General features: G+C 33.5%; 11 protein-coding genes. 6 read left to right on the top strand and 5 right to left on the bottom strand.

Features of this window, described 5'->3' with window-relative positions; all coding sequences use genetic code 11:
• From JBL43_RS04930 to JBL43_RS04905, 6 genes are all read left to right on the top strand, one after another.
• Window positions 1–1092, top strand: a complete 1092-nt coding sequence (locus tag JBL43_RS04930; protein ID WP_233098690.1) for an endo-1,4-beta-xylanase — start codon at window positions 1–3, stop codon at window positions 1090–1092.
• Window positions 1093–1217: 125 nt separating this feature from the next.
• On the top strand, window positions 1218–1490 hold the full coding sequence (locus JBL43_RS20425; RefSeq protein WP_198840548.1) for an alpha-glucuronidase family glycosyl hydrolase: 273 nt from the start codon (window positions 1218–1220) through the stop codon (window positions 1488–1490).
• 97 nt (window positions 1491–1587) lie between these two features.
• Window positions 1588–2577: a glycosyl hydrolase gene (locus JBL43_RS04920; protein WP_198840356.1), complete on the top strand. Its 990-nt coding sequence runs from the start codon at window positions 1588–1590 to the stop codon at window positions 2575–2577.
• 5 nt (window positions 2578–2582) lie between these two features.
• Window positions 2583–3863, top strand: coding sequence for a sugar phosphate isomerase/epimerase family protein (locus JBL43_RS04915; protein ID WP_198840355.1), 1281 nt, complete (start codon window positions 2583–2585; stop codon window positions 3861–3863).
• A gap of 10 nt (window positions 3864–3873) precedes the next feature.
• Window positions 3874–4626, top strand: coding sequence for a ThuA domain-containing protein (locus JBL43_RS04910; protein ID WP_198840354.1), 753 nt, complete (start codon window positions 3874–3876; stop codon window positions 4624–4626).
• 128 nt (window positions 4627–4754) lie between these two features.
• Complete coding sequence (locus tag JBL43_RS04905; protein ID WP_233098689.1) at window positions 4755–5699, top strand: SMP-30/gluconolactonase/LRE family protein; 945 nt, start codon at window positions 4755–4757, stop codon at window positions 5697–5699.
• Between the two features lie 72 nt (window positions 5700–5771).
• Here JBL43_RS04905 and JBL43_RS04900 read toward each other — a convergent pair whose 3' ends face one another.
• From JBL43_RS04900 to JBL43_RS04880, 5 genes are read right to left on the bottom strand one after another with little or no spacing between them, the layout of a single operon-like run.
• Window positions 5772–7478 (bottom strand): glycoside hydrolase family 43 protein, encoded by a 1707-nt coding sequence (locus tag JBL43_RS04900; RefSeq protein WP_198840353.1) that lies wholly within the window; start codon window positions 7476–7478, stop codon window positions 5772–5774.
• Between the two features lie 21 nt (window positions 7479–7499).
• On the bottom strand, window positions 7500–8537 hold the full coding sequence (locus JBL43_RS04895; protein WP_198840352.1) for a glycoside hydrolase family 43 protein: 1038 nt from the start codon (window positions 8535–8537) through the stop codon (window positions 7500–7502).
• Window positions 8538–8548: 11 nt separating this feature from the next.
• Entirely contained in the window at window positions 8549–10003 is a 1455-nt protein-coding gene (locus JBL43_RS04890; protein WP_198840351.1) for an MFS transporter, read from the bottom strand.
• Window positions 10004–10018: 15 nt separating this feature from the next.
• Window positions 10019–11164 (bottom strand): endo-1,4-beta-xylanase, encoded by a 1146-nt coding sequence (locus JBL43_RS04885; protein WP_198840350.1) that lies wholly within the window; start codon window positions 11162–11164, stop codon window positions 10019–10021.
• 10 nt (window positions 11165–11174) lie between these two features.
• Window positions 11175–13394 carry a glycoside hydrolase family 3 C-terminal domain-containing protein gene (locus tag JBL43_RS04880; protein ID WP_198840349.1) on the bottom strand — a complete coding sequence of 740 codons (2220 nt, stop codon included), beginning with the start codon at window positions 13392–13394 and terminating at the stop codon, window positions 11175–11177.
• Window positions 13395–13407: the final 13 nt, after the last annotated feature.

Raw genomic sequence — 13407 nt, 5'->3', positions numbered from 1 at the left:
ATGATGATTTCAAAAAAAGTATACAATTTGGTATTAATGTTGTCAATTATTTTGTTACTTGTAACAGGTTGCAAGGAGTCTGAACCTTCACAAGAGGGTTTGAAAGATGCCGCAAATTTTCCAATTGGTACCGCTGTTCGTATCACAACGTTACTTTCTGATTCAGAACTACAACTGTTAGAAAAGGCAAATTTTAATAGTATCACGGCAACTAGTGATATGAAAATGAATCAAATTCTTCCAAAAGAGGGAGCGTATCATTGGTCTAGAATTGATAGTATTTTAAATTATGCAGAAAAGAATGAGCAACGACTTTTTGGGCACAATTTAATTTGGCACAGTTCTACACCTAAATGGGTGATAGAAAAGGCAGAGAAAGACAGTTTGTGGTTAGCTGAATTTATGAAAGAATATATTCATAAATATGTGGGTAGATATAAGGGTAAAGTACATGGATGGGATGTGGTAAACGAAGGTTTAGAAACGAAAGGTGGAGCCTATAGAGAAACAATCTGGTATAAAGCGATGGGTAAAGATTATATAGCGAAGGCTTTCACTTATGCTCATGAAGCAGATCCTGATGCTGTATTATTCTATAATGATTTTAATATTGAACGCGACACTGCTAAATTAAATGGAACACTTCGAATGGTGGAAGAATTAAAAGCACAGGGAGTTCCTATTTCTGGAATTGGATTTCAAATGCATATTCGAATGGATATTCCTGATGAAACAATAGCAAATGCTTTAAAAAAAGCGGCAGCTACAGGTTTGAAAATACATTTATCAGAAGTAGATATTATTTTTAATACACATGACGATTCTAGATTAGGCGGTGTTCAATTATATGATGAATTGACTGACGAAATGAAAGAAGCTCAAGCAGAAAAATATAAGAACCTTGCCAAAATGTATCGTACTATTGTTCCTAAAGAACAACAGTACGGAATTACGTTTTGGGATTTTACAGATAGAGATACATGGATTAATGGGTTCTTTAATTTGAACGATTGGCCGAGTATATATGATGAAAATTTAAAGGAAAAACCTGCTTACTTTGGATTTTTAGAAGGCCTAAAGGAAAATAACTAACGGACATTTAAATATAATTAATAGGACAAATTAAGTAAGAAGTTTATTGATATTTCTTTGTGCGTTTTTAAGTTTAAATAGATATACTGATAATCGCTATGACCTTGGGCTGATAGTATCAAAAGATAGAAAATAAAGCGTCACTGAATACCTATGAAAATACCCTAAATTCAATTTCATTTACTGGCAATGCAGCAATATTAAATGTAGCTAAAGAAGAAATTGTTAAAGATCTATGTGGTTTTTTAAATCATGAGTATACTATTTCAAATACTGTGGCGTCTACGAATACTTTAATTATTGCGACTATGGCGAATATTGATAGCCAATTTACCGAGCTGTTAAAAAACGATTTTAAAAACGTAGTAGAAAAGAATTATTTGAAATTAAGAATTTAGATAAAGATTAATCTGTAACCTAGTGTATAAAAAGCTCACAAATTATTTTGATTTAAACATATTTTTAAAAAAATATAAAACTAAAAGTTTATTAATTATGCGTAAAGTAAGTTTAATTATTCTGTTGTTGTTTTTGCAAAATGGATTTAGTCAAGAGGCAAAACCTCGTTTTAATTACAATGCTAAATATGAACCCGAAACAGGAATTTATCATGGTGCAGGTCAAGATAAAAATGGATTTAAGGATTACGTAAATGCTGTTGGACAAGATAAAATGCCTGCAATTTATATGACATATGTTAATATAACCTCACCCGTAAAAAGGATTGAACGTTGGGGAGAAGATTTAAAACATGTTTTAGACAGTTTGCCCAAAGGGATAATGCCTCAAATTGGTTTAGGATTTACTGGTGGTAAGGATACTGGGGCAGGCTTAGATAAAGAAGTAGCTGATGGAAAATATGAAAAACAATTACAAGCATTCTATAAAGTGCTTTTGGATTTAGACAGACCCTCTTTTACCAGAATAGGGTACGAGTTTGAGGGCGATTGGAACGGCTATTCACCTGAAAGTTTTAAAAAAGTATTCATAACTATTTCAAAGGCATTTAAAGAAAAGAATATAAAATCGGCTACGGTTTGGTGTTCTGGTGGTGGTTCGGCTGACTTTATAGGGCTTGAAAAGTTAATGGCATATTATCCTGGTGACGAATATGTAGATTGGTGGGGTATTGATATTTTTAGCCCTGAAGAATTTGATCATATTGGCTTACAAAACTTTTTTGATGCCGCTCATGCACATAAAAAACCAGTGATGATAGGTGAATCCACACCACGATTTGTTGGAGTTTTGGATGGTCAAATTTCTTGGGATAAATGGTTCAAACCTTTTTTCAAGATGCTTCATGACAACCCAGGAATAAAAGCATTTTGCTACATCAATTGGGATTGGGTGTATTGGTCTAACAAAAGTGGTTTTCCATGGCATGATTGGAAAGATGCCCGTATAGAAAAAAATCCATTTGTATTGGATGCATATAAAACGGAAATGGAGAAGTCATGGTTTATTCACCTTGATAATAAATAAAACATATGAAAAAAGTTATATTTTTAGTTATTTTTCTAAAGGCTTTTGTCGGTCTTGCTCAAGAAAATGACAGTATATCGTCTCAAAAAGATAGACTAAGACAATACGCTGGTCAATGGATAAGTGCTGTTAATCCCAGTACAGATAGTGTAGCAAAATTTCCAGAGATAAAAATGAGTAGCATGAATAATTTTAATAATCATTCGCTCACAGTTAAAGTTTTACAAAAAGATAGTAGTAACCAATACAATCCTTTGCTTCATGAAATTATTGGTTATGATAGTTTTACCGATACTATTTTTGCTGCAGGTCATAATACACAAGGTGTGTTTTTTACTGGAAAGGGAATCTTTGCTTCAGAAAAAAAATGGACGATGCAAGACAAAGACCTTAATGGTAATAACACAATGAAGGTTGATTTTAACTTTCAAAATTATACGGATGTTATATTAGAAGGGTTTGATACTAATGAAAAGAGTTTATGGAAAACCAGATACATTAAGAATAATCCTAAAGACAAAAACATTGGTATTCAGCTCGTTTCTGTTCACAAAGAAATGCTTAAAAACCCAGAACAAACCTTAGTTCAGTTAGGCAGAATGGGGTATAGCTATGTTGAAACTTTTGTATATAAAAATGGTAGTTTTTACGGTCAATCCCCAAAACAGTTTAAGGCTATGGTTGAAAAATCAGGAATGAAATTTTTGGGTTCTATGACTTTTTTCGATCCCGAAGATAAAAATGATGATACTGTAATAAATACGTGGTGGAATAAAACGATACAAGACCATAAAAAAGCTGGTGTTGAATATCTATCTACCTCAAATAGTAAATTAAAAGACATCAAGACGATCAAAGAACTTCAAGAGTATTCTAATTATTATAATAAAGTTGGAAAACTTTGTAAAGAGAACGGACTTAAGTTTGTGTATCATAATCATGCTGATGAATTTTTAAAGGTAGAAGGCGTAACCATTTATGATTATTTTCTTCAAAACACCAATCCTGAGTATGTCTATTTTCAATCGGATATATATTGGATGCAGGTTGGCGGTGTAAATCCTGTTAGTTATTTTAAAGCCTATCCCAACCGATTTATAAGTTGGCATGTAAAAGATTATAAAGAATTAGGTGAAAGTGGAAAAATAGATTTCAAAGATATTTTTAACTATCAAGAATTAGCTGGAGTTCAATATATCTTATCCGAAGTTGAAGCATATAGCTTTCCGCCTTTATTTAGTGTTGGTTTAGCTTGGGAATATATTTATTATGAATTATTAAAATAAACATTTGATTATGAAACCTTTTACAATGAAGTATCTTTTATTAACTATATTTTTCTTTACAATGATTAAAACGAATGCTCAAGACCAGTTTAGTGTTTTATTATTTACCCAACATGATACTTGGCATTACAATACCATCCCGGTTGCGGTTAAAGCTTTTGAAGAAATGGCAGCAGAAAATCAGTTTAAGTTTGATTGGACACAAAGGCCAGATGATCTTATAGAAAAATTACCAGAATATGATGTAGTTATATTTATGAACGCCAATGCCAATTTTTTGACTACAAAACATATGGATGCTTTAAAAGCATTTATGAAACGAGGCGGAGGCTTTGTTGGCATACACGGAACTGCAGATGGTGAAAACGATAATACTTGGTTTGATGGTCTTGTTGGAGCAAAATTTGTGAATCATCCAAAATTACAAGCAGCAATAGTAAACGTAGAGAATACTGATTTTCCTGCAACATGGCATCTGCCAAAGAAATGGCTTCGTAGTGATGAGTGGTATAATTTTGAAAATATGAATTTAGATAAACTAAATATTCTATTGACTGTTGATGAAGCTTCTTATGATTTTACTGCGGGTTATGATGATATTCCGTTAAAAGGTATGGGAGAGAAACATCCTATTTCATGGTGTCAGGAGTATGAAGGAGGAAGATCGTTTTACACAGCTTTAGGTCATAAACCTGAGACGTATAAAGACAAAAACTTTTTGAATCACATTTTTGGTGCAATATACTGGACACTTAATAAATAAATTATTTGGTTGTTATTTTTTAAAAGTTCGTTTTTTTAGGGTTGTTTTTAGTGGTCGTATAACAAATGAAAGTACTGAAATGACCTATCAGTTTATGTATTAAAATAATTTTGTTAAATTTTATTCCAATGAATATGAAAAAAGTAGTTATTCAAATTTTAAGAAAACGTAAAGGGAGCCTAGAATTTTTATCATTTTTCTTTCTATTGTTTTTATTAGTAGCATGTAATGTTAAGTCTGATATTAAATTTCCTGTTAAAGTGGGGATTAAACCTGAAAGTATAACCAAAGGATTTAATAATAATTATTATGTATCTGTAATGAATGGCAAAGAGAAAGGAGATGGTGAGATTGTTGAAATTTCAAAAGCGGGAGTACGTGTATTTGCAAAAGGGTTTGATGAACCAAAGGGGATTGTATTTATAGAGGGAAACCTCTATTTTTCAGATCTAGATTGCGTTTGGAAAGTAGACAAGAATGGAAAAACGAGTGTTTTTGTGAAAAAAGAGGATTTTCCAAAAGAAGTATTGTACTTAAATGATGTTGCCGTTGATGCGGATGCTAAAGGTTTTTACGTGGTAGATATGGGAGCAACCAAATATATGCGAGATGAAAAGAACAACCTTTGGCCTTTAGATAGTGATGAGGCAAAGCTAGTACCAGAATTAGGTCGAGTTTACCATGTAGATTTACAAGGGAAAGTGTCTTTGGTGCAAGATACATCACCTCTTATGTTGAATCCAAATGGCGTAGGGCTGGATAATAATAACAATATTATGGTTACTTCATTTTTTCTAGGAAATGTGTTGGTAAACAAAGGAGGTAATTTAACACCTTTAAAAGGTGTGTTTAGGGGTGCGGATGGTATAGAGCAAGACAGTGCAGGTAATTATTATGTGAGTAGTTGGAGTGAAGGAAAAGTGTGGCGAATAAATGGAAAAACAGAAGAAGCCACTGTGTTGATTGACGGATTAAAATCGGCGGCCGATTTTTATTTAGAAGAACATAACAAACGATTACTCGTTCCTGACATGCTCTCAGGAATTATTTATGCTGTTGATATAAACAAGTAACTCAAACTTACGGATTCGAAAGTCTGAGTTATTGTTATAAAAACGATGATATTAATACATTAAAAAAATCAATTAATTTTCATAGATAGCATCATTTCCAGTATAGGTAAAAGAATCAAAATACGCTTTATTAATGCTTTCTTTTCCATTTGAAGTGGTGTACATCCCTAAGGTAACTCCAACAAAACCGCCCGCTACTTTGGTGCTTAAGTACTTCCCGTCACTATTTGCTGCAAGGATTTTCCAGTCGTTTCCTATAGCGTAAGAAAAGTTATAGGTGTCTACATTCGCTTCTATTTTTAATTGGATTGTAGAAGTTGTTTTGGGTAAATCAACAGAAGCAATTACGGTCGGCTCTTTTTCACCGCCTTTTATCAATTCAACAACAGGGTTGCCATTTTTAATTGATTTGCATAAATAGTAAAAATGTGCTTCGTTCTGAAAGGCAACTAAACCTGCACTTTCATTAGGAGTCTGAGTGGAAAAGTCCATCGCTACACTAGCAGAACCTTTTAAATGTTGCTGTCTATGCCCAATAAAACTCGGATTTTTTATGCCAGATAGTGTTTCTGGCCTTGTGTTTATGGTTAAATAACCTTTCTTTTCTTCTAGACTATACCAAGTATCTTTTGGAGTTCTTAAGAACATCCAATTATAACCTAATTTATCATTGTCAAAATTTTCAGTATAAGTGAAGTTTCCATTAAGCTTGAAAAGTTCTTTGTTGATTTTTACACCTTTTGGTAATGGATATTGATATTTAATAGTTTCACCATCTAAATCAAAGATTGGCCAATCATTAACCCATTTTACAGGAGCTAAAAAGGTTTCTCTACCCGTGTTGTAATGATCGTTTTCATAATCTCTTGTAGCCAAAAATACGCCATACCATTCCCCATTTTTAGTTTGAATTAAATCAGCATGTCCAGCGGATGTTATCGGGTCTTTTCGATTGGGATCTAATTGTCTTTGCGTAAGTATCGGATTGTCTTTATAGGGTATAAATTCGTCATTGATGTTTTTATTTCTCAGGATTACCTCAGAGTGGTCTACTGAAGTTCCTCCTTCTGCTGCCATTAAATAGTAATAACCATTCAACTTATACATTCTTGGGCCTTCAATCCATACTGGTTTTTTAGAAATGTCAACACCTCCATTAATTAGTATTCTATTTTTACCAACTACTTTTAAATTTTCTTTATCAAATTCAAACATTCTAATGGTACGATGACCTTGATATAACGGTTTGTTATCAGGAGCATCACTATTATAAATAATATATGATTTGTCATCGTCAAAAAATAGGGCAGGGTCAATACCATTAACTTCAGGTAAGTAAGTGGGGTTAGACCATGGACCTGCTGGATTTTCTGCGGTTACTACAAAATTACCTTTGCCATCAACTACGGTACAGGTAAGATAAAAAATACCATTATCATAACTGATATCTGGGGCAAAAATTCCTCTAGACATTCCTAAACCCTCCAATTCTAATTGTTCAGGTCTATCTAAAACATTACCAATTTGTTTCCAGTTTACTAGATCCGTACTATGAAAAATAGGGATGCCCGGAAAATACGAAAACGTAGAATTAACAAGGTAATAATTTCCTTTACCATCATCCGTAATGCTAGGGTCAGGATACCAACCCGCCAAAATTGGATTATTGTAATAGCTTTGTTCTATTTCTTTTTGTAGGGTCGTATTGTTTTCTTTGCTTTTGGTATTACAACTCCACAATGCAATTGCGATGATTAGAAATGGTATAACTTTTCTCATAAAATTAAATTTATGTTTTTATCAATCTTTATACGGATCTAATGTTACAATTGTTCCATCTTCCAAATAGGTAATTTCAGCAACTTTTACTGATCTTAAATGTGTTACTCCTTTAGATAAAGAAGAATCATGGTAAAATAAATAGGTTTTTCCTTCAATTTCACAAACCGAATGATGCGATGTCCAACCTACAACTGGATTTAATATTCTTCCTTTATACGTAAACGGACCATAGGGATTATCACCAATTCCATAACATATAAAATGCGTATCACCGGTAGAATAAGAGAAATAATACTTTCCGTTATGTTTATGTAACCAAGCGGCTTCAAAAAAGCGACGCTCATTATCTCCTGCTAATAATAATGCATCCTTTTCATCTACAATTTCTATTGTTTTAGGTTTTTCTGCAAATTCCAATAAGTCATCCGTCATTTTAGCAACATAGGGTAATAATGCAGGTTCATTATCATTAGGAAGAAAGGCAGTGGGACTATCAGGTTCTGCAGCATTAAATGTTCCAGTTCTCCATCGCTGTAATTGTCCGCCCCAAAGGCCTCCAAAATACATATAACAGCTTCCGTCATCATCTTTAAAAACAGCAGGGTCAATGGAAAAACTCCCTTTAATAGCTTTAGGTTGAGCCTTAAATGGACCAGTAGGTGATGAACTTGTAGCTACACCAATACGAAATATGCCATCATAGGCTTTCGCTGGAAAAAATAAATAATAAGTACCATCCTTTTCATTAGCATCAGGAGCCCACATTTGTTTTTCTGCCCATGGTACATCATTTACATGTAAGGCGATGCCATTGTCTATAGCTTTACTGTCAATACTGTCCATTGAAATTACATGATAGTCTTCCATGGCGAAATGACTTCCAAGATCATCAAAGGCTTCTCCGGCATCAACATCATGTGAAGGGTATATATAAATTTTCCCATTAAAATAATGTGCCGATGGATCAGCCGTATAAATATGTGAGACTAGGGGCTGAGAGATCGCTTTTTTGTTTAAAGCATCAAAATCGATATGTTCTATACTTTCTTCTGGCATAATTTTAAATTTTAATTTCTTCGTTCATTTAAATCTGTTTCAATTTGTACTTCCATTTTTTTATTTATTTCATAGAAAAACAAAAGTCCAACACCTATTAGAAAAGGAATTGCAGGGTAAATACTTACGAGCATTTTAGTCCCTTGTATGGCACTATCAGGTTGTATAATAGCTTCGCCAGCAGTAGCTAATTCTTTTGTAACATAGCCATAAAGACCTAAAATCCATGTTAATAATGCACTACCAATACTTAGTCCACCTTTTAAACCAACCATCATGGCGGAGAAAATTATGGCTGTAGCTCTTCTATTGGTTTTCCATTCAGAATAATCAGCAACATCTGCGATCATCGCCCATAGTAACGGAATTGTAATTCCATAGAAAAAACCATGGAATATTTGAGAGATAAACATTAACTCCACTGATTTTGAGGAGAAAAAATAAAAGAAAATAATAAATAGTGTTGATATAAATAAGAACACTTTAAAAACATCTCTTTTGCCATATTTATCTGCTAATTTTTTAGATAAACCGATACCAACAATCATAAAAATAATTCCACCAGCATTAAACAGACCAAAACCAGCAGAAACTGGGTCTTCTCCAAAGAAGTTAATTCCTATGCTAGTTAAAAAATCTAATATTGGGCTAATAAAAGAAGTTAATTCTTTAGCATCAACAAAGTTTTTAAAATAATATACATACGAACCGCCCTTCATAGCGAGAGTAATAAAAATTAAGGTTGTTAAAACCAACATGATAATCCATGGTTTATTTTTGGTTAAATCACCAATATCTTCTTTTAAGCTCGATTTTTGTTCAGGTTTAGGTATTACACGTTCCTTTGTTGTTAGAAAAGTTATGATGAGCATAATAGTACCAATAATAGCTAGCCAAGTCATTACAATTTCAATACCAACCGCTTTGTCTCCAGCACCAGCTGTTTCAATGATAGGTAGCATGAATACTTGCACAAAAAATTGAGCGAACATTACGGCTACAAATCGATATGATGATAAGCTATTTCGCTCTCCCATATCACCGGTAATTACACCACTTAATGCGGAATAGGGTAAGTTGTTAGCAGCATATAGTAATAACAAAAGAGAATACGTTGCTGCGGCGTAAATAACCTTGCCTTTATACTCAAAATCAGGTGTGCTAAATGCTAAAAGAGCCGCAACTCCAAGCGGTACAGCTGTCCATAATATCCAAGGTCTAAATTTCCCCCATTTAGAGGTTGTTCTATCTGCAAGTGCTCCTATAATTGGATTAAAACCGAAAGCGGCAACCAAACCTACTGTTAGAATAATAGCCGAGGCATGATTTGTTTCAAGCCCATAAATATCGGTATAAAAATAGGCGAGGTAAGTCATTAGCGTTTGAAAAACCAAGTTTGCGGCAAGGTCACCTAAGCTATAGCCTATTTTTTCTTTTATGGATAATTTTTGTGAAATAGAACTCATAATTTTATGTGTTGATTAGTTTTGTTTTTTAAGCCCTATTATTTGTTGATACGCTTTTTTTGGATTCAATTTTCTGTCAAATAAAAGCGGGTGATTTGTTCTTCCTTTTATAGGCCAGTCATTGAGCCAAGATTGGCCATCATGTACTCCCCAGAAAGTTACTCTGCTTATTTTATCTTTATGTTTTAAAAATAAGTTGAAAATGTCTTCATATCGTTTAGCTAGTTTGTTTTGTATTGAATCAGGTAATGTATTCGGATAAGGGTTCATCGTAGGATCTCCTTCAAACTTATCATAATTTTGTTCCACTGCCGCTCCATTTAAATCCCATGGATTTGGCAATACGGTTACATCTAATTCCGTGAACATTACCTTTACACCTAAATCTGAATAGGCAAGAATACTGTTTTCAATATCCTCAATTGATGGCCCTTCTAAGCTCCAATGTGCTTGCATGCCAACGCCATCTATCTTTGTGCCTTTTGCTTGTAAGTCTTTCACGAGTTGAACTACACCTGCTCTTTTTTCAGGTTTCCAAAGGTTGTAATCATTATAATTTAGTTCCGCTGCTGGATCTGCCAGAGCAGCAAGTTGAAAAGCATAGTTAATATAATCGTTACCCATTACTTTTAAGAAAATAGATTCTCGTAAGGTACCATCTTCATTTAAGGCTTCATTTACAACATCCCAACTATGTATTCTTCCTTTGTATTTACCAACTATTGTGTTAATATGACTCTTAAGGTTGTCAGCCATTGTAGCACTGTCACTTATCGTATTTATATACGGAGCTAGTTGGCTATGCCAAACTAAAGTATGGCCAACGATATGCATGTTGTTTTTTTCACCCAAAGCCACATATTGATCAGACATGTCATAATTAAAAGTATTTTCTTCAGGATGAATATTCATCCATTTCATAATGTTTTCTGGTGTAAGTGTATTAAACTCTTTTCCAATTAATTGTAAAGCCAGCGTGTCTTTTCCGTTAATATGATTATCATTTACGGCAGACCCAATAAAAAAGTCGTCTGAAAATGCACTTTTTAATGTTAATGTTTCTACATTAACTTGTTCTTCTACTTCTTCTTTTTTTTCGCAACCAATTGCTGAAACCATAAATAGGAGTAGGAATACGGTGATTTTAAAGTTGATTTTCATGTGATGATTATTAGTTAATTGTGAATTTAATTTTTTTTGTGATATGATCTGAGGCGTTACCCACATAAATGTAGTAATTGCCAGTTTCAAGTTGCCAATTGGCAGTAGATTCATTATAAAAAGAAAGGTCATCAGTATTTATTAAAATCTCAATAGTTTTTTGTTCACCAGCATTGAGATTTACTTTGTTGAACCCTTTCAGTTCTTTGAAAGCTCTTTGGACTTTAGATTTAGATTTACCCACATATACTTGTACTACTTCGGCACCATCTTTAGTCCCAGTATTGGATACCGTGCAAGTCACTTTAATTTGACTTTTAGGAGTATATGATTTTTTGTCAGTGGTAATGTCGGTTAAGTCAAAAGAACTATATGATAATCCGAATCCAAAAGGAAATAATGGTTTTATTTTTTTAGTATCGTGCCATCTATAGCCTACTAAAATTCCCTCTTTGTATTCTTGATTAATAGAGTCGCCAGGATAAGAAATATCACCATAAAAATGAGCTGCATTATCTTTTAATTTTTTAGGAAAAGAAAAAGGTAATTTACCAGAAGGGTTTACATTGCCTATAACAACATCAGCAATGGCTTGACCAGCCATACTTCCTAAATACCACGATTGCATTAATCCGTTCACCTGCTCTAACCAAGGCATTTCTACAGCGTTACCACTAACTAGAATAACACCCATGTTTTTGTTAACCTTTAAAAGTTCATCGATTAAATCTTCTTGACCAAAAGGAAGTCCGAATTTTAACCGGTCACCACCTTCACAATCTTGATGGTGATTTTTATTTAATCCACCCACAAATAAAACAATATCCGCTTTTTGAGCTGTAGCAATAGCTTCTGTTTTAAGTTTCTCAGCATCTAATGTAGATGGTAGCACTTTCGCATAAGCAGATGGTCCTGAGGCATAACCCATAGCATGAATTATAGTTGCGTTTTTGTAGATTTTTTTAAGGCCTTCCAATGGTGAAATTTCAAACTGTGCTTTTAATTCTGAAGAACCACCACCTATAGTCATAGAACGTGTGGCATTTTCACCAATCACAGCTATAGTTATATTTTTATCATCTTTAATAGGAAAGAAATTGTTTTCATTTTTTAATAATACGATACCTTCAGAAGCTACTTTTCTTGCAACTTCGTGGTGTTCCACATTATTCATTCTACCCATCGGTCTATTAGAACTCATGGTTGTTCGATACATCAACCTTAAAATTCTTCGTACTTTATCATCTACATATTTCTCGTCAATTTCACCACTTTTTAATAATTGTAAAAAAGGGTACGCCAGATAATAATTGTCATAGGCATTTTTTTGGTTTGTAGTTAAACCGTCAGTTCCTGTACCCATTTCAATATCTAATCCATTAAGAATTGCCTCTTTGGTATCATGTGCACTTCCCCAATCGGTAATTACAACACCATCAAAACCCCAGTCACCTTTTAAAATTGTATTGATTAATTTATCATGATGACTACAATATTGTCCGTTGTGTTTATTGTATGAACCCATAAGCGACCATGCACCGCCTTCCATAATGGCAGCTTTAAAGGCAGGTAAATAGATTTCATGCAACGCTCTTTCGCTTACTTTTACATTTATATGATCACGCCATTCTTCCTGGTTATTAAGAACATAATGTTTTACACAAGCTGAAACACCATTTTGTTGTACTCCTTTTATATAAGGAACTACCATTTTTGAGGCAAGAAAAGGGTCTTCACCCATATATTCAAAATTACGTCCGTTCAAAGGTGTGCGGTAAATATTTACTCCAGGTCCTAATAAGATATCTTTTTTTCTATACCGTGCTTCTTCACCAACACTTATTCCATAATCATTGGAAAGACTCGGGTTAAAGGTTGCGGCAAGACAAGTTAAAGCAGGAAATGCTGTTATTGAATCATTTGTCCAATCTGCATAGCCCCAATTGTCCCAATTAATTTCTCCTCTAACACCATGTGGTCCATCTGACATCCAAATTTCAGGAATCCCTAATCTAGGAATTCCGGGAGTGCTAAATTTTGATTGAGCGTGGACTAGCGATACCTTTTCTTCTAATGTTAATAAAGAAATTATACTGTCAATTTTTACTTCAGTATTTTTTGAATGAATACTGCTTGATTGTTGAGCGTTTGTAAGCGAATAGCTTAGTAAAAAGCACAAAGCAATTATAGAATGTATTACTTTGTGTCTTTGAATGATGAATGTGTTCATTTTGTAATATTTT

The organism is Aureibaculum flavum, assembly GCF_016406085.1.
GTDB lineage: Bacteria > Bacteroidota > Bacteroidia > Flavobacteriales > Flavobacteriaceae > Aureibaculum > Aureibaculum flavum.
Note: the sequence above shows the minus strand (reverse complement) of the source record. Positions and strands in the feature narration are given on the sequence as shown.

Coding starts and splice junctions, on each gene's coding strand:
- JBL43_RS04905 (WP_233098689.1), top strand. CDS start 4,755: ATGAATATGAAAAAAGTAGTTATTCAAATTTTAAGAAAACGTAAAGGG.
- JBL43_RS04915 (WP_198840355.1), top strand. CDS start 2,583: ATGAAAAAAGTTATATTTTTAGTTATTTTTCTAAAGGCTTTTGTCGGT.
- JBL43_RS04900 (WP_198840353.1), bottom strand. CDS start 7,478: ATGAGAAAAGTTATACCATTTCTAATCATCGCAATTGCATTGTGGAGT.
- JBL43_RS04890 (WP_198840351.1), bottom strand. CDS start 10,003: ATGAGTTCTATTTCACAAAAATTATCCATAAAAGAAAAAATAGGCTAT.
- JBL43_RS04880 (WP_198840349.1), bottom strand. CDS start 13,394: ATGAACACATTCATCATTCAAAGACACAAAGTAATACATTCTATAATT.
- JBL43_RS04910 (WP_198840354.1), top strand. CDS start 3,874: ATGAAACCTTTTACAATGAAGTATCTTTTATTAACTATATTTTTCTTT.
- JBL43_RS04895 (WP_198840352.1), bottom strand. CDS start 8,537: ATGCCAGAAGAAAGTATAGAACATATCGATTTTGATGCTTTAAACAAA.
- JBL43_RS04885 (WP_198840350.1), bottom strand. CDS start 11,164: ATGAAAATCAACTTTAAAATCACCGTATTCCTACTCCTATTTATGGTT.
- JBL43_RS04930 (WP_233098690.1), top strand. CDS start 1: ATGATGATTTCAAAAAAAGTATACAATTTGGTATTAATGTTGTCAATT.
- JBL43_RS04920 (WP_198840356.1), top strand. CDS start 1,588: ATGCGTAAAGTAAGTTTAATTATTCTGTTGTTGTTTTTGCAAAATGGA.